The organism is Myxococcus sp. AS-1-15 (assembly GCF_020037055.1).
Taxonomy (GTDB): domain Bacteria; phylum Myxococcota; class Myxococcia; order Myxococcales; family Myxococcaceae; genus Myxococcus; species Myxococcus fulvus.
The window spans coordinates 364,944-385,618 of record NZ_JAIQDF010000004.1 but is presented as its reverse complement, the minus strand read 5'-3'; the positions used below and the strand labels follow the sequence as shown (position 1 = coordinate 385,618).

Genomic DNA, 20,675 nt, shown 5'->3' with positions numbered 1-20,675 from the left:
GCCCTCCGCTCGGGGATTGCGCCGGTTAGCTGCGCTGCGCGTAGAACTCGACGATGAACGGCTCGTTCACGTCGACGGGGATCTCCTCGCGCTCGGGCAGGCGCACGTAGCGCACGCCCTCGCCATCGCCGAGCACCTGCACGTAGGGCGGCACGTTGCGGCCCTTCATGCGCTCGAACGACTCCCGGACGATGGCCAGCTTCAGGTGCGCGGCGTGGTACTTCACCTCGCTGCCCGGCTTGACGCGGAAGCTGGGGATGTCCGTCGCGGCGCCGTTGACCTGGAAGTAGCCGTGGCGCACGAACTGGCGCGCCTGGCGGATGCTGGTGGCCAGCCCCGCGCGCAGGATGAGCGAGTCCAGCCGGCTCTCGAGCAGCTGCAGCAGCACCGTGCCCGTGTTGCCGGGCGAGCGGCGCGCCTCCATGAACGCGCGCCGGCACTGCTTCTCCAGGAGGCCGTAGTAGAGCTTCAGCTTCTGCTTCTCACGCAGGCGGCGCGCGAAGTCGCTGTTGCCCATGCGCGCCGTGGCGCCGTGCTGGCCGGGCGGGTAGGGCCTGCGCAGCACCGGGTCCTTGTCCGGATCCTTCGCGGTGATTCGCGACAGGGGAATCCCCAGTCGCCGGCACATCTTGCCCCTTGGTCCCAAGTCACGCGCCACGTCGTGTCCTCCACGTCCGGCCCGATGCTGTCAGGCTCAGTTGATTTTGATAATCAGTATCAATATCAAGATCAGTACCGTGAAACCGGTCCGTGGGTCAAGGGGGGGCGTGGACTCCGTGTGTGGGGCGCTTCGCGGAGGATGTGGAGGGGAGGGCGTGCGGCGTGGGGCGTGGCGGGTTGGGCGGTGGTGCCGGCGGATTCGCCGAGGTTGGCGGGTGGCGCCGTGGTTGCGGTTGACCCGGTCTTGATGCGGGCTGCCGCGAGACGTGTCTGCCTTTGTAGAGGTTTTCGAGGACAGCGGACGGGTGGTCCGTCGAGACACCGTGTCTTGCGATTTGCGTGGGGTTGGTCATTCTTGACGCGGGTGTGTCGGAACGGGTTGCAGCGGCCTGTGTTGTGAGGGGTTGCGGGAAGGGCATAGAGTCGCGGTCCTCCCTTTCCCGGAGAGACTCAAGAAATGACTGTCTTCAAGAAGCTTGTCTGGGCTTGCGCCGTCGTGTCCCTGTCCGCCTGTGGTGGTCCCGAGCAGTCCTCGCCCGAGGAGTCGTTGGGCGCGCGTGAGGACGCGCTGACGACCAGCTCCTTCGGGGGCTGTAGCTTCACCATCTCCTCGGCGGTGATTCCCGGGGAGCTGCCTCCGCGCTACGCCATCACCCTGACGCGCGCCGCGTCCGGCACGTGTCCCTACGCGGCGGGCAGCGTGGAGCTGGGTCGCTCCTACAACACGCCGCACATCGCCGTGCTGGGCACGGGCGTGGGGCTGGCGACGGCCTACTCGACGAAGGGCTCCCCGAGCGGCAGTGCCAACACGCAGTGCCGCGTCAATCACATCGACGTGGCGACGCTCGGGAAGGTGCGCGACGACACCATCGTGGTGAACTTCGGCGCGGGCAACGTCAATGTCTGCAACCTGGACAAGACGGACGCCGGCGCCACGCTGGTGGTCTACGGGACGAAGACGGGCCCGCTCCCGGGGGAGACGGGCAGCGGCAGCAACTACGTGGCCACGTACTACAACTACTTCACCAGCACGACGCCGCCCGTCTACTACGCCTACTGACGCAGGAGGTGGGCCCGCGGGGTGTCTGGCTCCGTGGGCCCGCATGGGCAGGGCGCACTCAGGGTGTGTTGGGGTAGAGGGCCGTACCCCCCGAAAAACAGTCCCTGGAGGGACGAATGCAGGCTGGAAGGTTCGTCAGCGGTGCGTTGCTTGCGGTGGGGTTGATGCTGGCGGGTTGTGGTGGCCCCTTGGAGGAAGACCTCGGGGAGCAGGAGTCCACGTCACGTGAGGGCCTGGTTCCCGACTGCAGCATCACGTCGGCGGGGACCGTCTATTACACCTCCTCGACGCGCTTGCGCATCGTGGGCTACCGGGGATGCGGTTGTGGCTCCTGGACGAGCTGGGGCACGACCTCGACCTACTCCCAGTCCACGAATGCCTGCATCCCGCCGGTCAGCATCCCGGAAGACTGAGGAAGCGCGTGTGAGTCGAAGGCGGTCCGTCCGGTGATTCCTGGGCGGGCCGTTGTCGTGTTGCTCAACCCGAAGCCTGTTGGAGAGTCGAATGAAGGCGAGCGTCATCTGGGGTAGGCTGTTGCCCGATACGCTCGTGTTCGATTGTCTCTGAGCCCGTAGCGGCGTGTCAGCGGGCCGCGAGCAGGACGCCGTTGTCGTCGGGGTCCTGCTCCGCGTGGTGCAATGAATAGCGCTGGGTGTCGACGTCCGCCCATTCGTTGTAGCCGTGGAGCCAATCGCGCAAGCCGGAGATGAAGCCCTGGAGTTGTCTGCTCGCCCCTTGCTCCAGCTGGTTTGCCCGCTGTTGGAACAGAAGCATTTCCTCGCGGACCTTTCGGGCGGTGAAGTCGACGCCCTCCTGGAGCGTATGTCCTCGGGCAACGTGGAGGCTGACCATGTTCCGGACCTGGCTTGGGTGCAGCGTCTCCACGGCCATGCTGTGGATGTCATTGTTCCAGATGATGGTGTTGATGGTGTGGTGGATGAGTCGCTGGACGCCGAACTGATGGTACTCGGCGGCGGAGACCTTCCCGGCGTTCGCCGCATCGCACAAGGCGAGGCAGGGCAACACGCCGCCGACGTATCGGCGGAGCGCCTCATAAGAGCGTTGGGCCAAGGGCTCCTTCATGATGTTGCATAGAATCTGGAGTCCTGCGGCGGAGCCCCACAGCCGAATCCCGTGAGCGAAGCGCTCGAAGTGCTCTGGGTCGAGCCGTGCTCGCATCCGCTGGCAGATACCCAGGAACGCCATCTCTCCGAAGCGAGGTGTCGCGGACGCGTGGTCGAAATCGATGATGTCCAGAATCGCCGTGAGATTGGGGAGTGTCTCCTGAGCGACGGCGTCCACCCTGTCCACGAAGAGGTCGTCCACGATGAAGTACCAAAGGACGAAGTCCGTGAGGAGTTGCACCAGCTCGCGGTCCGCATGCGGATAGCAGCGGGCCATGAGCCAGCCGTACTTCCCCCGGGCGTGCCGGGCCAGCTGTTTCTCGGAGATGATGAGCCCCTGCGTCTGTGCCCAGCGCAGCGCCTCCTGATCAACGGCCTCGGCGAATGGCGCGCACGCGCCAGACCACGGAAAGGTGAAGGTGGGGTACTGGATGTGCTCCAGTTGAGCGGCGAGGTTCTCGTTCACGGTGTTCATCCTTTCGCACGTGACGTGCCGTCGCGGGGCCTCGTGAGTTCGTGCAGGACGGACGGACTGTTGGAATCCCGCTTCGCAGACCCTGCTTGCCCTCCAGGCCGCTTCAGCGACCCATTCGCAGGGACGCGGAAGGGGCGCGCGTGCGTTCCTGGAAAAGGGAGGGTTTGAGGCGGGGTGTCGTCAGTATGAGGATGGTTTGAATGATTCGCAATGTGTTGCATGCTTCTCGGGCGGAGCGAGGAGGCTGCGGGGAAGTTTGCTTCGTGCTGCGGGCCGGGGTGCTCCCCGCAGCGAAGCCTGGGGGGCTCGGCTATCGTGTGGCGCATGAAGACCCTGACCGAGTACCTGTGGTTCGAGACGAAGCAGCGCCGGGAGCTGGTGCGCCTGACGGACACCGTGGCCTCGCTGGTGCGCAAGAGCGGCATCCAGGAGGGAATGGTGCTGGTCTCCGCCATGCACATCACGGCGGGAGTCTTCGTCAACGACGACGAGTCCGGGCTGCACGAGGACATCTGGGAGTGGCTCCAGAAGCTCGCGCCCTTCGGACCGGATTATCGCCACCACGGGACGGGCGAGGACAATGGTGACGCGCACCTCAAGTCGATGCTCGTCCACCACCAGGTCATCATCCCCGTCACCGCGGGCAAGCTGGACCTGGGCCCGTGGCAGCAGGTCTTCTACGCGGAGTTCGATGGACAGCGGCGCAAGCGCGTCATCGTCAAGGTGATGGGCGAGTAGTGGGGGTGGGCCTGGTTGTCGCGCATCCGGTCGCGCAGCCCGGAGAAGATGCCTCTTGGCGCGCGGCTCCCGCGAGTCTCCGTTCTGAGCTGTATTCCATTGCGGGGACTGGGAGGACGCGCGCTCAACGACTACATTGCCTTCCCATGGACTCCGTGACTGCCAAGGCGTTGGGGCGCTATACGTTGGTGTCGAGATTGGGCAAGGGCGGCATGGCGGAGACGTGGCGTGCGCGTCTGGTGGGCGAGGCCGGCGTGACGAAGTCGGTGCTCATCAAGAAGGTGCTGCCCGAGTACGCGCAGGATGAGGGTTTCCTCCAGATGTTCATCAGCGAGGCGCGCATCTCCGCCTCGCTCTCTCATGGCAACATCGCCCAGGTCTTCGACTTCGGTCAGGCGGACGGCGAGCACTTCCTGGCGATGGAGTTGGTGGATGGTCAGCCCCTCGACCGGATCCTCAAGCGTTCGCATCAGCCGGGACTGGCGTCCATCCCCATCGCCCAGGCTGTCTTCATCACGCTGGAGGTCTGTCGGGGGCTGCATTACGCGCACACCCGTGTGGACAATCGCGGCGTCAGCCTGGACCTGGTGCACCGCGACATCTCTCCCGAGAACATCCTGGTCAGCTACGAAGGGCAGGTGAAGGTCGTCGACTTCGGTATCGCCAAGGCGCGGGAGCTGAGAGGCTTCAACACGGAGCCCGGCGTCGTGAAGGGCAAGTACCTCTTCTTCTCCCCGGAACAGGCGCGCGGAGAGGAGGTCGACGCTCGCACGGATGTCTGGGCGACCGGAGTCGTGCTCTATCAATTGCTGTGCGGTCGGCTTCCGCTCGAAGGGCCCTCGTACGTCGTCATGCACCAGCTCCAGGAGGGCCGGTTCCCGTCGCCGCGCTCTCTGCGGCCGGAGCTGCCAGTCGAGTTGGAGGAGATCCTCCAGAAGGCCCTCGCGGTGCATCGTGAGGAGCGCTTCGAGTCAGCGCACGCCTTCGCGGAAGCGCTCTCCGGCTTTCTCTATGCCACCACACCTCGCTTCTCCCCGATGTCCGTGGCGTGGCTCGTCCAGACGCTGTTCGCACGGGAGTTGCGTGAGGAGGGGCGCCCGCCCCAGGTTCCCGCCGCATTCAGCGAAGCGCTGGCCCGCCCCACATCTCCGCGAGCCATCAACACCGCGCCGGAGGCCTTGATGGAGACGGGGGCATCCACCCAGGCTCCTCGGGGTGTCCGACGTCTGTCGGGCATCGGGCTCGGCGCGGCCTGTCTGCTCCTGGGAGGGCTCGGGTTCGCGGTCTGGCGTCTGTCCGAACGAGCGCCAGCGTCCATGCCGGTGACGCCGACGGCGCCCATTCGCGTCGTGGAGGCTCGTCCTGTGAAGCCCCGGGCCACGGAGGCCCCCGTCGCGGAGGCGCCTGCGGTGCCGCTCCCCGCGGTCGCCCAGGCTTCCGTGGACTCGGAGGGCGAATACGCCAACCTCATCAAGCAGGCGAAGAGCGCCACGGTGGGCAATCGCTTCAAGTCCGCGGCCGCGAGCTACCGCAAGGCGCTGGGCCTCAAGCCCGACTCCACGGAGGCCAAGGCCGGACTGGGAATCGCCCTGACGAACGGCTTCGAGTCCGAGTCCGCCTTCCGCGAGGCCACGAAGCTGCTGGCGGACGTGGTCCGGGACGACGAGAAGAACGCCCGGGCCTGGCTGTCGCTCGGCATGGCGTACCAGTCCATCGGCAAGAACTCCGAGGCGGCACGGGCCTACAACCAGTACTTGAAGCTGGAGCCCTCCGGGGCCTCCGCCAATGAAGTCAGGGCGATGCTCAAGTCGCTGGGGAACTGACGCTCGCGTCGCCGTGCTCGCCACGCGGCAGCGGCAATCCCAGCCGCTCCAGCTCCGCGCGCAGCTCCGGGGGCAGGGGACTGGTCACATGCAGGGGCTTCTTCGTCACCGGATGCGACAGCCCCAGCGCCCGCGCGTGCAGGAAGAAGCGCCCCAGCTCCGGCGCCTCGCGCCCGCCATACAGCGTGTCCCCGACGATGGGCGCGCCGATGCCCGCCAGATGCGCGCGCACCTGGTGCAGCACGCCCGTGAGGATGCGCACCTCCACCACGCTGTGCTCTCCGGCGCGCGACAGCACCCGGAAGCGAGACACCGCCTCGCGCGCGTCCTCGGCACCGTACGGCGCGGGCTCCACCCGGTCCGGATGGCGCGGGTGGTGACGCAGCGGCAGCTCGATGTCGCCCTCGTCCACCAGCGGCCCCGTCACCAGCGCCAGATAGCGCTTGTCCACCGCGCGCTCACCAAACGCCTCGCGCACCGTGTTCCAGGCCGCTCTCGTGCGCGCCGCCACCACAACGCCCGACGTCTCCACGTCCAGCCGGTGGCACAGCCCGCCCTCGCGCGGGTCCACCGACGCCTGCGCGCACTCGGGGTAGCGCGCCACGAGCGCGTTGGCCACCGTGCCCGTCTCCCCCGACTGCAGCGGGTGCGAGGGCCGGCCCGCGGGCTTGTCCACGAACACCAGCTCCGCGTCCTCGTGCAGCACCGTGAGCGGGAAGTCCTGGTCCGGCACCGCCTCGCGCGTCTCCTCCTCGAGGACGACGGCCACGGCCTGGCCCTCCACCAACGTCAGGCCCTTCTTCGCCGCGCGGCCGTTCACCTTCACCGCGCCGGACTCGAAGAGTCGCTTGAGGCGGGCACGCGACAGGCTCAGCGCCTCGCCCACGAAGAGGTCCACGCGCTGGCCCGCCTTGTCGGCGGCCACCGTGAAGGTGTGAAGCTGGGAGGTGCTCACTCGGAAAGTGCCTCGTAGACTTCCTCGGCCGTCTGGAACCGGTCGTCCGGCTCCTTGCGGATGAGGCGGTGGGCCACCCGCGCGAACTGCGGGTCCCCATGAAGGTTCAACGCCAATACGGGCGGAGGCTCCGTCTCCAACACCTGCCGCCACAACTCGTGCGGCGTCTTCGCGTCGAAGGGGGGCCGCCCGCTCAGCAGCTCATAGAGGATGACGCCCAGGCTGTACAGGTCCGAGCGTCCATCCAGCGGCTCTCCGAGAATCTGCTCCGGCGCCATGTAGCGGTACGTGCCCACCATCTTGCCGGCCTCTGTAATCGCCACGTCGTCCGCGAGGAACTTCGCCAGGCCGAAGTCCATCAGCCGCACCTGCCGGTCCTCGTCCACCATGACGTTGGAGGGCTTGAGGTCGCGGTGCACCAGCCCGTGCCCGTGGATGTAGGCCAGCGCCTCGCACAGCTGGAGCATGGTGTCCTTCAGCCGCCCCATGCGCTCGGGCCGGTTGAGGTCCTCCACGCGCGGCGCCCGGGCGTCGTCCGCGGGCTTGCGGGGCGCGGGGGCGGGCACGTCGAACCCCTCCAGCGAGTCGTCCGAGTCCAGCGCGTCCTGGTTGTCCTCCGCGCCGTAGCTGCGCAAATCCTCGCTCGGGGGCTCCTCGTTGAAGGCGTCCATGCTGAACAGGCCCTCGTGCCCCGAGCGCGAGTCCCCCGGCAGGTCCAGGTCCGAGTCGCTGCCCACCCCGAAGTCGTCGTCCGCCGTGCGCCGCACGGACAACAGGCTCCGGGGCGCGCTGGAGCTGCTGGGCGACAAGAGGTCGTCCCCGCGAATCTCCAGGTAGTGGCGCAGCGTGAGCCCCTCGATGAGCTCCATGGCCAGGTAGGGCCAGCCCTGGTGGACCCCCGCCTCGAAGACCTTCACCACGTTGGGGTGGGACAGGTCCGCCAGCGTCTCGAATTCGCGCGCGAGCCGCCGCGCCGCGCGCTCGTCCAGCGTCGGGCCGGCCGAGAGCAGCTTCAGGGCGACTTCGTCGTTGCTGCGGCGGTCCAGGGCCCGGTACACGGTGCCAGCCCCGCCGCTGCCGAGCGTCTCCAGGACGCGGTAGGGACCGATGAGCTTCGGGGGCATGCGTGGCGCGGATCCTACGGAGCCGGTCGCGCCAGGGCAAACTCGTTGACGCTCGGCTGCATGGTCCTGGGCAGAACACTCGGGGAGGGATTTCACTTTTCCAGGAAAACCTGGGAGAACCTTCAGCCCAATGCAAGTCGGGAAGTATCAACTCGTCCGGAAGCTTGCCTCGGGGGGCATGGCGGAGGTCTTCCTCGCGAAGGCCGCTGGCCCCATGGGGTTCGAGAAGACGCTCGTCTTGAAGCGCATCCTCCCGCATCTGGCGGAGGACCCCGCGTTCGTGGAGATGTTCCTGGGCGAGGCGCGGCTGGCCGCGCAGCTCGAGCACCCGAACATCGTTCAAATCTTCGACTTCGGCGAGGCGGACGGCAGCTACTTCCTGGCGATGGAGTTCATCGACGGGCCCACGTTGCGGCGGCTGGTGAAGCGCGCGTCGGAGCAGCCGTTGCCGCCGGTGGTGTGCGCGAAGCTGGTGGCGCAGGCGGCGGAGGGGCTGGCGTTCGCGCACGAGTTCAGTGACGCGGCGACGGGGGAGCCGTTGGGGCTCATCCACCGCGACGTGAGCCCGGACAACATCCTGGTGTCTCGGCAGGGCGCGGTGAAGGTGGTGGACTTCGGCGTGGCGAAGGTGGCGGGGCAGGGGCATCGCACGCAGACGGGCGTGGTGAAGGGGAAGGTGGCGTACATGCCGCCGGAGCAGCTGCGCGCCAGTCCCCTGGACCGCCGCGTGGATGTGTATGCGCTGGGGGTGGTGCTGTACGAGCTGCTCACGGGCAAGCGCCCGTTCGAGGCCACCACCGAGGCGAGCACGATGCAGGCCATCCTGTTCGAGCCCTTCGTGCCGGTGGAGGCGCGCCGGGCCGATGTGCCCGAGCCGCTGCGCAGGATTCTCGAGCTGGCGTTGATGAAGGAGCGCGACGCGCGCTATCCGGACTGCCGCGCGCTCCAGTCGGACCTGGAGCGCTATCTGCTGTCGTCGGGCGAGCCGGTGGGGGCGTACCAGCTCTCGCAGTTCGTGGCGAAGGTGATGGCGGAGGTCGGGGGCACGCCCGCCGCGGGGGTGGTGGCGCCCGTGGGCATGACGCCGCCGAAGCCCGCGAGCGCGCCCCGGTCGATGTCCGCGCCCGTGGAGGAGCGGCCGATGAAGACCACGCCGCTGCCGGCGGTGGTGGATTCGACGTCGCCGACCACGCCCATGCCGCTGTCGGTGCGCGGGGTGATGGGCGGCGAGGTGGCGCAGGCCCGGCCTGTTCCGGTGGAGGCGCGGGAGAAGGGGAAGCGGGGGAGCTCGCGGCATGCCTTGCCGGCGCAGGCGGGGATGGCGGGGCAGGTTCGTGGGGCGGATGACGGGTGGAAGGCCGCGTCGCTCGCGGGAGCCACGGACGTGGCCCAGGGCGCCGAGGCCGAGCGGGATGCGAATGACCGCGTGCGGACGGACGCGGGGGCGTCGGATGAGGACCACATCTCCACGGGGGTGCAGGTCTCCGCGCCCATGGGCCCGGGGCGTGGGTGGTTGCTCGGAGTCATGGCGGCGGGAGTGGTGCTCGTGGTGGGCGGCGGTCTGGTGCTGGCCACGCGCGAGGAGTCTCCGAAGTTCGTGAACCCGCCGCCGCTGCCGGTCGCGACGAAGCGCGAGTCGGTGACGGCGCCTGAGCGCGAGGGCGTGGCCCAGGTCGCGAAGTCACCCGAGGTGGCGGCCCCGGTGGTTCAGGCCCCCAATGGGCAGGAGGTTCTGCCCGAGCGTGCACACGTCGCTCCGCCCTCCGGCGCGCCTGCTGGGAATCCGGTGGAGGTCGTGAAGGGAACGGAGCCGGCGCAGGCAAAGCCTCCCAGGGTGGCTCAGGCGGGAGGAGCCAACGTGGAATTGCCGGCCGCCGTCGCTCCTCGGCCGGCGCAAGGGGCCGCGAGCCCCGTGGGGCAGAAGCCCTCGCAGATTCCCGTGTTCGAAGCGAAGCCCGCGGCCCGTGTGAAGCCTCCGGTGCGCGTGGGCAAGGGGACACTGGAGTTCCGCATCCGGCCCTATGCCGTCGTCACGCTGAATGACCAGGAATTGGGGCCGACGCCATTCGCCCCCAAGGAAGTCCCGGCGGGAAAGCACCGCATCAAGCTGCACAACCCCGACCTCCAGAAGACACAACATGTCACCGTGGAGGTGGGGGCAGGGGAGACCAAGGTCATCAAGCACAACTTCGAAGCGGAGTAGGCTCACGCCGCTTCGAGGTCCTGGGGCCGCTCCGTCAGCACGAACCCGAAGGGACGCAGACGGTCGAGTCCTGCTCCGGGGAGCATTGGTATGTGCCCGCGCATTGGGTGTTGGCATCCAGGCACGCGGAGCCGAGGTTGGGGTAACCCTCGTCCTGGACGCTGTCGCAATTGTCGTCCTGGCCGTTGCACAGCTCGGGGGCGCCGGGGAAGACGGTGGCCAGGTCGTCCCGGCAGTCGGAGCCTCCGAAGTTCCTGGCGACGAACCCGTCATTGTCGGCATCCCGGCCATCGAGGGTCATGGACGCTGGGACCACCTGCCCGGGTCGCACGGTGACTCCCTGGTGGAAGACGCCGATCTGGACTCCGTCGCAGCGCTGTTCGAACGAGCGGACCGTGACGCCGATGTCGGAGGACCACGAGTCAGGAGGGAGGAACGCCACGCGGAGGTCCCTCGCCTGGCGCGCACGGAGGTCGGTCACATCCGCGATGAACTCCTTGTCACTCGCGGCGTCCCTCGCATGCAATCTCAGACAGCCTGGGGTGAAGCCGAGGAGCGCGGTGGAGACGGCCACCACTCGACAACCCGAGCCGTCGCCCAGCACCGCCTCGGTGGTGCCTACCTCGAACACTCGGGTCACATCGGGCTTCCTGTCGCAGTCCGAGTTGGGTTCGGAAAGGCTCGGCGCGGAGCAGGAAGAGGCGAGCAACAGGGACAGGATGGATGCACATCTCATGGCCGCGAGACCTCGTGACGTTCAGAAGGACGGGTGAGACTCCCCACGCGAGGGCACATGCGAGGCCCGCGCAACCGATGCCAGGAAGGTGCCCCTGGACCCGAATGACTGCTCATGTCCCTGCGAGGCTAACATACCTCCCAGCCCTCATCCCTCGCCGTGATGGTTTTCCAGGACCGCCTTGGCCAAGGCAATGAACCGCACCCGGAGCGCCCGGGGCTCGATGACCTCGAATCCCTGGCCCACCGCGCACAACTGGTCCATCGCGATGGCCTCACGCTCGAAGTCGAGGGTGACTGTCTTTCGTCCGTGGGTAGCATCCCCCGCGTCGAACCGGACGCCATCCACCGGAGGGCGCATCCGCCGCAGCAGGCCTTCCGCCTCCGGCGTCAATCGCAGCGTCACCTCGTACTGTGCCCGCTTCTGCGCGAAGCGCGCGCACCACTCCTTCCAGAACGCGGGCAGGTCGAACCGCGCGGGGCGCTCGAAGGTCTCCGCACGCACCTTCACCCCGTCGATGCGCGAGCCCCGGTACACCCGAGTACCGGCCTCCGTCCCCGCGACCAGGTACCAACGGTCCGCCTTCAACACGAGCGCGTACGGCTCCACCTGTCGCCGGCCACGCTTCCCATCGAAGTCCCGGTACCTCAGCGACACCCGCCGGTTCTCCCACGCCGCCTCGCGCAGATCCTCCAGATGGGGCACGGACTCCCGTTCCGCGAACCAACCCGATGCGTCCACATGCAGCCGCTGCCGCGCGTACTCCAGCGCCGGCTGCTGCAACGCGGGCAGCGCCGCCGCCAGCTTCACCAACCCGCTGCGCAGCGGCGCGCTCAACCCGATGTCCCCCAAGCCCCCCGGTGTCGCGCTCATCGCCGCCAGCGCGTGCAGCTCCGCGCGCGTCAGGCCCGTCAGCTGCGTCTTCCATCCCTCGAGCAGCGCCACGCCGCCCTCCGAGCCGCGCGTCGCGTAGACCGGCACGCCCGAGGCAGACAGGGCGTCGAGGTCTCGATGGATGGTCCGCGCGGAGACCTGGAGCTCACGCGCCAGCTCGCCTGCGGTCAGCTTCGGGCGACTCTGCAACAGCATCATCAGGCTGACGAGTCGGTCGGCGCGCATCTCGGAACCTCCGCCGTGAACGGTACGGAACCAACATGACAGAGGTTGTCATATTACCCCCCGTACGGTGCGCCCCATCGCCGGCCACCCCGGTCGGTCCGTGAGGAGACACCCCATGAAGAAGCCACTCGTAGGCCGCATCGCCCTGGTCGCCGGCGCCACCCGAGGCGCGGGCCGCGGAATCGCCACCCGACTGGGCGAGGCCGGCGCCACCGTCTACTGCACCGGCCGCAGCGTCCGGGGCCGTCCCGCCTCGGGCGACTCCCGCCCGGAGACCCTCGAGGAGACCGCCGAGCAGGTCACGGCGCTCGGTGGCCACGGCATCTCCGTGCGCTGCGACCACACCGTGGAGGAGGAGGTCATCTCCCTGTGCGAGCGCATCCAGCAGGAGCAGGGCCGCCTGGACATCCTGGTCAACGACATCTGGGGCTGCGACCGGCTCACCCACTTCGGCCAGCCCTTCTGGAAGCAGTCCATCCCGGACGCACGCACCATGCTGGAGCGCGCCGTGCTCACGCACGTCATCACCAGCCGCCACGCCGTCCCCCTCATGCTCCCGCGCAACCAGGGGCTCATCGTCGAAATCACCGACGGAGACCACTTCGCCTACCGGGGCCACGTCCTCTATGACGTGCTGAAGATGGCCGTCATCCGGCTCGCCTTCGCCATGTCCCGGGACTTGCGCCGCACGGGCCTCACCGCGCTCGCCGTGACGCCGGGCTTCCTGCGCTCCGAGGAGATGCTCGAGCACTTCGGCGTCACCGAGGCCAACTGGCGCGACGGCACGAAGGTGGACCCGGACTTCATCGCCTCCGAGACGCCCGCCTACGTGGGGCGCGCCGTCGCCGCGCTCGCCGCCGACCCCAACGTCGCCTCCAAGGCCGGCCGCGTCCACAGCTCCTGGGCCCTGGCCCGCGAGTACGGCTTCACCGATGTGGACGGCTCCCAGCCGCACTGGGTGGATCACTTCACTCGCACCCACGGGCTGCCTTACCCCGTCGCCGACGAGGCCCGGTACGCCACCTGGGGACAGAGCCCCATCGAGGCCCTCCGCCCGAACTGGCCCGAATCCTGAGCCCCCATCCCCGGGCTCGCGCACCTGTGCCCACATGCGCGCGAGCCCCGAGGCCGCTCACCGGGGCCGGGCGACCGACCAGGGGCCGGGGGTGACGGTTGGACCACGCTGGCGTGGACGCGGCGCGGTGTCGCCGGTAGGGTGCGCGGCTCGAATGGAACGCCCCCTAGTGGTTTCCGCCCTCGAAAATCAGGTCAAGGCCCGGCCCATGCCGCGCCACGTGGGCATCATCATGGATGGCAACGGTCGGTGGGCGGAGTCGCGGGGTCTGGACCGACTGGAGGGGCACCGCGAGGGCAGCGCCAGTGTGCGTGAGGTGACCCGCACCGCCCGCCGCCTGGGCATCCAGGCCCTGACCCTCTACGCCTTCTCCTCGCAGAACTGGGCCCGCCCCGCCGAGGAGGTCGCGGGCCTGATGGACCTGCTGCGCGACTACCTGGAGCGCGAGCGCGCCGAGATCCTCGACAACGGCATCCGACTCAACGCGGTGGGTGACGTGGACCGGCTGCCCCGGTTCGTGAAGGACCCGCTGGAGCGGCTCATCGCCGACTCCCGCCACAACACGGGGATGGTGCTGTCGCTGGCGCTGTCCTACGGCGGCCGGGAGGAGATCCTCCGCGCCGCCCAGCGGATGGCCCAGGCCATCACCCGGGGGGAGCTGGCGGCGGACCGCGTCGAGGAGGCCGACTTCGAGTCCTTCCTCTGGACCAACGGCCTGCCGCCCCTGGACCTGATGGTGCGGACCAGCGGCGAGCTGCGCGTGTCCAACTTCCTGCTCTGGCAGATGGCGTACGCGGAGCTGTGCTTCACCGACGCGCTCTGGCCGGACTTCCGCACCGACGAGTTCCTGCGCTGCGTGTCTCAGTACCAGCAGCGTGAGCGGCGCTTCGGGTTGACGACGGCGCAGGTGAAGCGGGAAGACCCCCCTCAGCGGGCCAAGGCGTGAACGACAAGAACAAGAACCTCGTCATCCGCATCGTGACGGCGCTGACGCTCCTGCCGTTGGTGCTGGTGCTGCTCTTCCTGGGCGGTGTGTGGAGCGCGGGCCTGCTCGGCCTCGCCGCCGCCGCGTGCGTGGGCGAGTACTACCTCATCGTGCAGAAGCGGCTGAACGCGGCCGCGTGGGTGGGCATGGCCTTCGCGGCGGTGCTGCCCTTCCTGCCCCTGCGGGACGCGGCGCGCACGGGTGAGACGGCCTTCTGGCTCACCATCGTCTTCGCCTTCTTCGCGTGGATCTTCCACCTGTTCAAGGGCCCGCTCGCCGAGGCCCCCACGCGCACGGCCCACCTGGTCAACGGCTTCCTGTATGGCGCCGTGGGCCTCACCGCGCTGTCCGCGCTGCGCCTGCTGCCCGACCATGGCCTCGCGTGGGTCATCTGCGCGCTGACCATCACCTGGGCCAACGACACCGCCGCCTACTTCTTCGGCCGCTTCATGGGGCGCCACAAGCTCTACCCCGAGGTGAGCCCGAACAAGACGTGGGAGGGCTTCTTCGGCGGCATGCTCGGCTCGGTGGGCGGCATGTTCATCGCCCGGGGCTTCTTCTTCCCCGTCTTCACCGTGTGGGACTGCGTCATCCTGGGCATCGCCGGTGGCCTGCTGGGCCCCGTCGGTGACTTGTGCGAGTCCATGCTCAAACGGGCGTACGGCGTGAAGGACTCGGGGTTCCTCATCCCGGGGCACGGCGGGGTGTTGGACCGCATCGACGCCTTGCTCTTCAACGCACCCCTGGTGTTCGTCTACGTGCAGTTCGTGCGAGGGCTCCTGCCGTAGAAGCGTGAGATTTCGCTCGGCTGGCTGGCTGGCGGCCCCGGATGTGCGTTGTCCGTCCGGGGGTACACGATTACTCTTGCCGCCATGCCCTCACTTCAGAACCTGGGGTTCTTCATCCTGCTGCTCGGCGTGCTCGTGACAGTGCACGAGCTCGGCCATTTCCTCGTGGCGAAGGCCTGCGGGGTGAAGGTCCTCAAGTTCTCCATCGGCTTCGGGCCCAAGCTCATCGGCTTCATCAAGGGTGAGACGGAGTATCAGATCGCCATCCTGCCGCTGGGCGGGTACGTGAAGATGGCGGGGGACCTGCCCCACGAGGAGCTCAGCCCGGACGAGGCGAAGCGGGGCTTCCTGGCGCAGCCGCCCTGGAAGCGGGGGCTCATCGTCCTGGCGGGGCCGGCCTTCAACCTCATCTTCCCGGTGCTGGTCTATTTCTTCGTCTTCCTGGGCCCGCACCAGGCCACGTCCACCCTGGTGGGCTTCGTGGAGCCCGGCAGCCCGGCGGAGCTGTCCGGCATGCGCCCCGGCGACCGCGTCCTGTCGGTGGAGGGCGAGTCGGTTCGCACCTTCGACGACATGCGGGAGACCTTCGTGGGGCGCTTCGAGCGGCCCATCCCCATCGTCGTGGACCGGGGCGGCCAGCCGGTGACGCTGACGGTGACGCCGAAGAAGAGCACGGAGACGTCGCCCATCGACACGGTGGAGCGGGGCCTCATCGGCGTGGCGCCGGTGTCCAAGCCGCCCTTGGTGGGCGTGCGAGCGGGCTCGCCGGCGGAGGCCGCGGGCCTGCGCACCTTCGACCGGGTGCTGAGCGTCAACGGCGTGCACGTGCCGGACGAGGCGCGGCTGTACCAGGAGCTGGGCCGGCATCCGGAGGGTGAGCCGCTGAAGCTGGTGGTGCGGCGCATGTCCACGGTGGAGGCCGGCGTGGTGATGGGCCAGGTGCCCGCCCTCGTCGAGGTGACGGTGCCCCGGCAGCCGGGCGTGGGCCTGGCGGCGGTGGGCGCGGAGGCCGCGGACACGTACGTCGCGACGGTGGCCCCTGGCAGCGTGGCGCAGAAGGCGGGCCTTGCGCCCGGAGACCTCATCGTCGCGTTCAACGGCAAGCCCGTGCAGTCGCTGCGGATGATGGAGAACGAGCTCACCGAGCTGAAGGACCAGCCCTTCACGCTGACGTGGCGCGACGCGAAGGGCGGCGAGCACACCGAGAAGCTGGCGCAGGCGCCGCTCAAGAGCGAGGACGCGATGGGGCAGGAGACCTCGCGGCTGGCGCTGGGGGCGCGCGGCTGGGCGCTGATGGACGCGGACGCGCCGAAGGTGGACGAGGTGACGGTGCACCTGGGGCCCGCCGCCGCGTTCAAGCAGGCGGCCGTCGTGGTGCCGAAGATTGTCGGGCAGATGGTGAAGGTGCTCGCGGGGCTGTTCACGCGCGACGTGCCGCTGTCCTCGGTGGGCGGTCCCATCATGATGTACCAGCTGGCGGCGAAGAGCGCCGAGCAGGGGCTCGACTCGTTCCTGCACCTGATGGCCATCATCTCCATCAACCTGGGCGTGATGAACCTGCTGCCCATCCCCGTGCTGGATGGCTTCGCGCTGCTGTCCGCGGCGTGGGAGGGCATCCGCCGCCGCCCCATCCCCACGCGGGTCCGCGAGGCCGCGAACATGGTGGGCCTGGCGCTGCTCTTCCTGCTCATGCTGCTGGTCTTCACCAACGACATCACCCGATAGAGGCCCCATGCGCGCGAGCACCGTCGTCCTCCTGCTGGCGCTGGGCTGCTCCACCGCGTGCGCCTCGCGCGCGGCGAAGCCGGACTCTCGCGACGAGGAGACCCGGACGCGCTCCGGTTCGACTCCGGGCGTGACTCGGCGCGAGCAGATGCCGCGCTCCTACCTGGGCGAGGGGCTGGCGTCGTTCTACGGCCCCGGGCTGCACGGCCGGCCCACCGCGAGCGGGGAGCGCTTCAACCAGAACGCGCTCACGGCCGCGCACAAGAAGGCGCGCTTCGGCTCCTGCATGAAGGTGGTCAACATGGAGAACGGCCGCTCCGTGCAGGTGCGCATCAACGACCGGGGGCCCTACGTCGAGGGCCGCATCATCGACGTGTCCAAGGCCGCCGCGTCCAAGCTGGGGATGCTGGACAAGGGCGTGGTGCGCGTGCGGCTGTATCGCTGCCCCGATGACACCGTGTCGGAGATTCCCCAAGCAATGTGGGCCGCGCCGGTGTAGGGAGCGCCCATGTTCCTCGCGCTGGACACCTCCACGCTGACGATGTCGCTCGCCCTGGTGGAGCGGGGGCCGGACGGCGTGCGCGTCGTGGAGCACCAGGTGGTGCGTCCGCCCATCAAGCAGAGCGAGGCCCTGCCCGGCGTGGTGGGGGAGCTGCTCGCGCGGCACGACGTGAAGCTCGCGGCGCTGGAGGGGCTGGTGGTGGGCCTGGGGCCCGGCTCGTTCACGGGCCTGCGCATCGGCCTGGCCACGGTGAAGTCGCTGGCGTACGCGGCGGGCCTCAAGGTGGCGGGCGCGTCGTCGCTGGCGGCGGTGGCGATGGAGGGGCCCGAGGACGTGCCGCTCCACGTGCTGGCCGTGGCGCGCAAGGATGACTTGTACCTGGGCGCCTACGTGCGGCGCGGCGGGACGGTGGAGGCGCTGGAGCCGGAGACCGCCATGTCGCCCCAGGAGGTGGCCCAGCGCATGGCCGCCGAGCCCCGCGCGGTGGCGCTGGGGCCCGCGCTGGTGGACTACCGCGCGGCGCTCGAGTCCCACGGCGTGGCGCCCGAGCGGCTCCTGTCCGGGCACGACTTCCCGTCGGCGGTGGAGCTGGTGCGGCTTGCCCGCATGCCGGAGACCTTCTCGCTGGAGGCGCTCTTCTCCATGGAGCCGCACTACGTGCGCGCCTCCGAGCCGGAGCGCAATCCGAAGTTCCCTCCGCTGCCGGGGCCGGTGCCCACGGCGCGGCTGAAGGACGACTGAGGCCCTCCTTCCGGGACGCTGCTTGCGCCTGGAGGAGTCACGCACGCACGAGGACGCGTCATGAAGAACGACTTGCAGATTGCCGTGGTGGGTGCCACCGGCGTGGTGGGCCGCGAGGTGCTGGCCGCGTTGTACGCGCGGGACGTGCCCGCCGAGCAGGTGCGCGCCTTCGGCTCCGAGCGCTCGAAGGGCCTGGAGGTGGAGTACGGCGAGGACTCCATCGAGGTGGAGCGCGCCGCGCCGGACGTCTTCCGCGGCGTGGGGCTGGTGCTGCTGGCCACGCCCGCGGAGGTGTCGCGCACGCTGGCGCCCGCGGCGCAGGCCTCCGGCGCGTGGGTGGTGGACATCAGCTCCGCGTTCCGGAGCGACGGCAACGTGCCCCTGGTGCTGCCGGGCTTCAACACGGAGGCGCTGGCGCAGGTGACGAAGGGGCGGGTGGTATGCCTGCCGGGCGCCGTCACCACCGCGGCGGTGCACGTGGTGGAGCCCTTGCGCCGGGCCTTCGGCGTGGTGCGCGCGCAGGTGACGGCGATGATGGGGGTGTCCAGCGCGGGCGTGCGCGGCGTGGCGGAGCTGGAGAAGCAGACCGCGGACCTGTTGTCCGGGCGCGAGCCGGAGCCGCACGCGTTCCCCCACCGCGTGGGCTTCAACCTGGTGCCGCAGGTGGGCGGCTTCATGGTGAACTCGCCCTGGACGGAGGAGGAGGCGGGCTGGACGCTGGAGGCCGCGCGCCTGTTCGCGTCCCGGGGCGAGGCGCCGGTGCTGGCCGGCACCGCGGTGCAGGTGCCCAGCTTCTACGGCCACGGCCTGTCGCTCCACGTGCAGCTCAAGAAGGCGGGCCCGGTGGAGCAGGTGCGCGCCGCGCTCAAGACGTCCCCGGCCCTCAAGGTGCTGGATGCCCCCGGCGAGCGCATCTACCCCATGCCCATGCTCGTCACGTCGGACCCCACGGTGCACGTGGGCCGGGTGCGCGCCTTCCCCCAGGCCCCCGAGTGGGTGACGCTCTTCGCCGCCGTGGACAACGCCACCCGGGGCGCCGCCCTCAACCTGGTGGAGGCCGGCCTGAAGCTGGTCGAGCGTCCCGTCTGACAAATTGGCACGGCCCCGGGGGCCGTCCTGCCTGTTTGGCGCGCCAGGGCGGCTCGAAACGTCCGAAAAAGGGCCTGTCGGAAGGCGTTGTGTGTGGCCCCCCGCTTGCTAGCGTCCGGCTACCCATGCGCCTCACACTCGCCTTGCTCTTGCTCTCCGCGTCGACCGCCCTGGGGCAGACCGTGACCTTCTCGGTCTCGGGCAACCAGGGCAACGAAATCGTCGTCTCCAAAGCCGACTGCGCCAAGGTCACCCAGGTCACCTGGACCCGTCAGGCGACCAACCAGTGCGACACGCTCTACATCTGGCTGTCCCCGGACACGTGCTCGGACACACCGAGCTCGAGCGAGGTGACGCTGGAGGAGATCGAGCGGTCCTCGTCGGTGACGACGGGCACGGTGAGCCTGAACGTCAGCGAGGCGCTCACCAAGGCGGGCCAGACGTGCGAGGCCCAGACGGAGAACAAGAGCTTCAAGCTGTGCGCGTCCGTGCGGCCGTTCAACAGCACCGGGACGACGTGCGAGGCGACCGCGACGAGCGTGGGCACGCCGGCCATCACCCTGACCTTGGACCCCAAGCCTCCCGCGGCGCCCATCCTGCCGACGGTGACGGGCCTGGACACCGCGCTGAGCGTGGACGTGACGGCGCCGAGCGACTCGTCGCAGATGAAGGTGGAGGTGGTGAAGCTGGTGGCGGGTGAGGATGGTGGCAGCACCACCGCGGGCGACGTGGTGCGCTCCAAGGAGCAGACGTCGTCGAACACGCTGTTCCGCATGGACAACCTGGAGAACGGCGTGGAGTACGGCGTGCGGGTGTTCGCGCTGGACAAGGCGGGCAACCAGAGCGAGCCGTCGCCGCTGGCGACGGGGACCCCCATCGCGAGCAATGGCTTCTGGGCGGCGTACCGGGGCGCGCAGGGCGCGGAGACGGGCGGGTGTGGGGCGGGAGGTGGCGGACTTGCCGTGGGCGCCGTGGTGGCGGCCCTGGGCTTCTGGACGGTGTCGAGGAGGAAGCAGTCATGAGTCGGGCATGGGGCCTGGGTGTGGCCGTGGCGTTCGCCGCGCTGCCCGCGTGGGCGCAGGACGCAGGCGTGGTGTCTCCGGATCTGGTCGAGTCCCCCCGCACCGGCGGCATCATCTTCCGCCTGGGGGGCTACAAGCCGCTCATCGACGAGGAGAAGGGCCTGGGCGGCACGCCCTACAAGGACACCTTCGGTGACTCGTCGCTGCTGCTCGTGGAGCTGGAGTTCCAGCGCTACTTCTACCAGGGCATCGGCACCGCGGGCGTCGGCGTGTCGGCGGGCTACGGCGAGAAGTACGGCGCGGCGAAGCTGGCGGACGGCGGTGGGGACGCGGCGGAGCGAACGGCCATCAAGGTGGTGCCGCTCGCGTTCAACCTCTTCTACAAGTTCGACTACGCGGCCTTCGAGTGGGGCATCCCGCTGGTGCCGTACGGCAAGCTGGGCCTCATCTATTCGCCCTGGTGGGTGACGAAGGGCAGCGACACCGAGGTCTCCGGCGGCGTCACCGGCAAGGGCGGCAAGTGGGGCTGGGGCGGTACGGCGGGCCTGGCGTTCCTGCTGGACGTGCTGCAGCCGCGCTTCGCTCGTGACTTCGACTCGGGGCTGGGGGTGAACCACAGCTACCTGTTCGCTGAGTACACCTACGCGGATGTGGACGATTTCGGAGGGAAGGGTCTGAACTTGTCCAGCCGGCGCTGGATGTTCGGACTCGCGCTGGACTATTAGCGGCTC

The 20,675-nt window shown here is 69.3% G+C and carries 20 protein-coding genes; 14 read left to right on the top strand and 6 right to left on the bottom strand.

Annotated features, from left to right (window positions below; translation table 11 throughout):
- Window positions 1–25 precede the first annotated feature (25 nt).
- On the bottom strand, window positions 26–658 hold the full coding sequence (rpsD, locus tag K8625_RS14710) for a 30S ribosomal protein S4 (RefSeq protein ID WP_223746673.1): 633 nt from the start codon (window positions 656–658) through the stop codon (window positions 26–28).
- Window positions 659–1,117: 459 nt separating this feature from the next.
- Here rpsD and K8625_RS14705 point away from each other — a divergent pair, with 459 nt between their 5' ends.
- On the top strand, window positions 1,118–1,720 hold the full coding sequence (locus tag K8625_RS14705; protein ID WP_223746674.1) for a hypothetical protein: 603 nt from the start codon (window positions 1,118–1,120) through the stop codon (window positions 1,718–1,720).
- A gap of 116 nt (window positions 1,721–1,836) precedes the next feature.
- On the top strand, window positions 1,837–2,133 hold the full coding sequence (locus K8625_RS14700) for a hypothetical protein (protein ID WP_223746675.1): 297 nt from the start codon (window positions 1,837–1,839) through the stop codon (window positions 2,131–2,133).
- A 169-nt stretch (window positions 2,134–2,302) separates the two neighbouring features.
- Here the strand turns inward: K8625_RS14700 and K8625_RS14695 are convergent, their stop codons facing one another.
- The gene (locus K8625_RS14695) at window positions 2,303–3,310 is read right to left on the bottom strand and encodes a hypothetical protein (protein ID WP_223783064.1); all 1,008 of its coding nucleotides are present in this window, start codon (window positions 3,308–3,310) and stop codon (window positions 2,303–2,305) included.
- Between the two features lie 333 nt (window positions 3,311–3,643).
- On the opposite strand from K8625_RS14695, the gene K8625_RS14690 reads away from it, so the two are divergent.
- Window positions 3,644–4,057: a secondary thiamine-phosphate synthase enzyme YjbQ gene (locus K8625_RS14690; RefSeq protein WP_223746677.1), complete on the top strand. Its 414-nt coding sequence runs from the start codon at window positions 3,644–3,646 to the stop codon at window positions 4,055–4,057.
- Between the two features lie 146 nt (window positions 4,058–4,203).
- On the top strand, window positions 4,204–5,880 hold the full coding sequence (locus tag K8625_RS14685; protein ID WP_223746678.1) for a serine/threonine-protein kinase: 1,677 nt from the start codon (window positions 4,204–4,206) through the stop codon (window positions 5,878–5,880).
- On the opposite strand, the gene K8625_RS14680 is transcribed toward K8625_RS14685, so the two are convergent.
- Both K8625_RS14680 and K8625_RS14675 read right to left on the bottom strand, forming a co-directional pair.
- Window positions 5,861–6,835, bottom strand: a complete 975-nt coding sequence (locus K8625_RS14680) for an RluA family pseudouridine synthase (RefSeq protein ID WP_141332995.1) — start codon at window positions 6,833–6,835, stop codon at window positions 5,861–5,863. The genes K8625_RS14685 and K8625_RS14680 overlap by 20 nt on opposite strands.
- Window positions 6,832–7,959, bottom strand: a complete 1,128-nt coding sequence (locus tag K8625_RS14675; RefSeq protein WP_223746679.1) for a serine/threonine-protein kinase — start codon at window positions 7,957–7,959, stop codon at window positions 6,832–6,834. Before K8625_RS14675 ends, K8625_RS14680 begins: the two co-directional genes overlap by 4 nt.
- 130 nt (window positions 7,960–8,089) lie before the next feature.
- Between K8625_RS14675 and K8625_RS14670 the strand changes: the two genes are divergently transcribed.
- The gene (locus tag K8625_RS14670; protein ID WP_223783063.1) at window positions 8,090–10,162 is read left to right on the top strand and encodes a serine/threonine-protein kinase; all 2,073 of its coding nucleotides are present in this window, start codon (window positions 8,090–8,092) and stop codon (window positions 10,160–10,162) included.
- A 34-nt stretch (window positions 10,163–10,196) separates the two neighbouring features.
- Here the strand turns inward: K8625_RS14670 and K8625_RS44450 are convergent, their stop codons facing one another.
- Window positions 10,197–10,802, bottom strand: a complete 606-nt coding sequence (locus K8625_RS44450; RefSeq protein WP_223746681.1) for a putative metal-binding motif-containing protein — start codon at window positions 10,800–10,802, stop codon at window positions 10,197–10,199.
- 243 nt (window positions 10,803–11,045) lie between these two features.
- Window positions 11,046–12,017 (bottom strand): YafY family protein, encoded by a 972-nt coding sequence (locus tag K8625_RS14660; RefSeq protein WP_223783062.1) that lies wholly within the window; start codon window positions 12,015–12,017, stop codon window positions 11,046–11,048.
- Between the two features lie 115 nt (window positions 12,018–12,132).
- Between K8625_RS14660 and K8625_RS14655 the strand changes: the two genes are divergently transcribed.
- The 9 genes from K8625_RS14655 (at window position 12,133) to K8625_RS14615 (ending at window position 20,669) form a co-directional block, all read left to right on the top strand.
- Entirely contained in the window at window positions 12,133–13,092 is a 960-nt protein-coding gene (locus K8625_RS14655) for an SDR family oxidoreductase (RefSeq protein WP_223783061.1), read from the top strand.
- A 154-nt stretch (window positions 13,093–13,246) separates the two neighbouring features.
- Window positions 13,247–14,038 carry an isoprenyl transferase gene (locus K8625_RS14650; protein WP_223746684.1) on the top strand — a complete coding sequence of 264 codons (792 nt, stop codon included), beginning with the start codon at window positions 13,247–13,249 and terminating at the stop codon, window positions 14,036–14,038.
- A complete protein-coding gene (locus tag K8625_RS14645) occupies window positions 14,035–14,865 on the top strand; it encodes a phosphatidate cytidylyltransferase (protein ID WP_223746685.1) in 831 nt (276 codons plus the stop codon). The genes K8625_RS14650 and K8625_RS14645 overlap by 4 nt, the downstream gene beginning before the upstream one ends.
- A gap of 84 nt (window positions 14,866–14,949) precedes the next feature.
- Window positions 14,950–16,590, top strand: coding sequence for an RIP metalloprotease RseP (rseP, locus tag K8625_RS14640; RefSeq protein ID WP_223783060.1), 1,641 nt, complete (start codon window positions 14,950–14,952; stop codon window positions 16,588–16,590).
- Between the two features lie 7 nt (window positions 16,591–16,597).
- The gene (locus tag K8625_RS14635) at window positions 16,598–17,089 is read left to right on the top strand and encodes a septal ring lytic transglycosylase RlpA family protein (protein ID WP_223746687.1); all 492 of its coding nucleotides are present in this window, start codon (window positions 16,598–16,600) and stop codon (window positions 17,087–17,089) included.
- A 9-nt stretch (window positions 17,090–17,098) separates the two neighbouring features.
- On the top strand, window positions 17,099–17,833 hold the full coding sequence (tsaB, locus tag K8625_RS14630; protein WP_141326583.1) for a tRNA (adenosine(37)-N6)-threonylcarbamoyltransferase complex dimerization subunit type 1 TsaB: 735 nt from the start codon (window positions 17,099–17,101) through the stop codon (window positions 17,831–17,833).
- Window positions 17,834–17,893: 60 nt separating this feature from the next.
- Window positions 17,894–18,922: an aspartate-semialdehyde dehydrogenase gene (locus K8625_RS14625; protein WP_141326581.1), complete on the top strand. Its 1,029-nt coding sequence runs from the start codon at window positions 17,894–17,896 to the stop codon at window positions 18,920–18,922.
- A gap of 125 nt (window positions 18,923–19,047) precedes the next feature.
- Complete coding sequence (locus K8625_RS14620; RefSeq protein WP_223783059.1) at window positions 19,048–19,944, top strand: MXAN_2561 family MXYO-CTERM-anchored protein; 897 nt, start codon at window positions 19,048–19,050, stop codon at window positions 19,942–19,944.
- Window positions 19,941–20,669 (top strand): MXAN_2562 family outer membrane beta-barrel protein, encoded by a 729-nt coding sequence (locus tag K8625_RS14615; RefSeq protein ID WP_223746690.1) that lies wholly within the window; start codon window positions 19,941–19,943, stop codon window positions 20,667–20,669. Before K8625_RS14620 ends, K8625_RS14615 begins: the two co-directional genes overlap by 4 nt.
- Window positions 20,670–20,675 lie beyond the last annotated feature (6 nt).

What these genes read in the sequence shown, in the direction of transcription:
- K8625_RS14705 (WP_223746674.1), top strand. Translation starts at nt 1,118, where the DNA reads ATGACTGTCTTCAAGAAGCTTGTCTGGGCTTGCGCCGTCGTGTCCCTG.
- K8625_RS14700 (WP_223746675.1), top strand. Translation starts at nt 1,837, where the DNA reads ATGCAGGCTGGAAGGTTCGTCAGCGGTGCGTTGCTTGCGGTGGGGTTG.
- K8625_RS14690 (WP_223746677.1), top strand. Translation starts at nt 3,644, where the DNA reads ATGAAGACCCTGACCGAGTACCTGTGGTTCGAGACGAAGCAGCGCCGG.
- K8625_RS14685 (WP_223746678.1), top strand. Translation starts at nt 4,204, where the DNA reads ATGGACTCCGTGACTGCCAAGGCGTTGGGGCGCTATACGTTGGTGTCG.
- K8625_RS14675 (WP_223746679.1), bottom strand. Translation starts at nt 7,959, where the DNA reads ATGCCCCCGAAGCTCATCGGTCCCTACCGCGTCCTGGAGACGCTCGGC.
- K8625_RS14670 (WP_223783063.1), top strand. Translation starts at nt 8,090, where the DNA reads ATGCAAGTCGGGAAGTATCAACTCGTCCGGAAGCTTGCCTCGGGGGGC.
- K8625_RS14660 (WP_223783062.1), bottom strand. Translation starts at nt 12,017, where the DNA reads ATGCGCGCCGACCGACTCGTCAGCCTGATGATGCTGTTGCAGAGTCGC.
- K8625_RS14655 (WP_223783061.1), top strand. Translation starts at nt 12,133, where the DNA reads ATGAAGAAGCCACTCGTAGGCCGCATCGCCCTGGTCGCCGGCGCCACC.
- K8625_RS14650 (WP_223746684.1), top strand. Translation starts at nt 13,247, where the DNA reads ATGGAACGCCCCCTAGTGGTTTCCGCCCTCGAAAATCAGGTCAAGGCC.
- rseP (WP_223783060.1), top strand. Translation starts at nt 14,950, where the DNA reads ATGCCCTCACTTCAGAACCTGGGGTTCTTCATCCTGCTGCTCGGCGTG.
- K8625_RS14635 (WP_223746687.1), top strand. Translation starts at nt 16,598, where the DNA reads ATGCGCGCGAGCACCGTCGTCCTCCTGCTGGCGCTGGGCTGCTCCACC.
- tsaB (WP_141326583.1), top strand. Translation starts at nt 17,099, where the DNA reads ATGTTCCTCGCGCTGGACACCTCCACGCTGACGATGTCGCTCGCCCTG.
- K8625_RS14625 (WP_141326581.1), top strand. Translation starts at nt 17,894, where the DNA reads ATGAAGAACGACTTGCAGATTGCCGTGGTGGGTGCCACCGGCGTGGTG.
- K8625_RS14620 (WP_223783059.1), top strand. Translation starts at nt 19,048, where the DNA reads ATGCGCCTCACACTCGCCTTGCTCTTGCTCTCCGCGTCGACCGCCCTG.
- K8625_RS14615 (WP_223746690.1), top strand. Translation starts at nt 19,941, where the DNA reads ATGAGTCGGGCATGGGGCCTGGGTGTGGCCGTGGCGTTCGCCGCGCTG.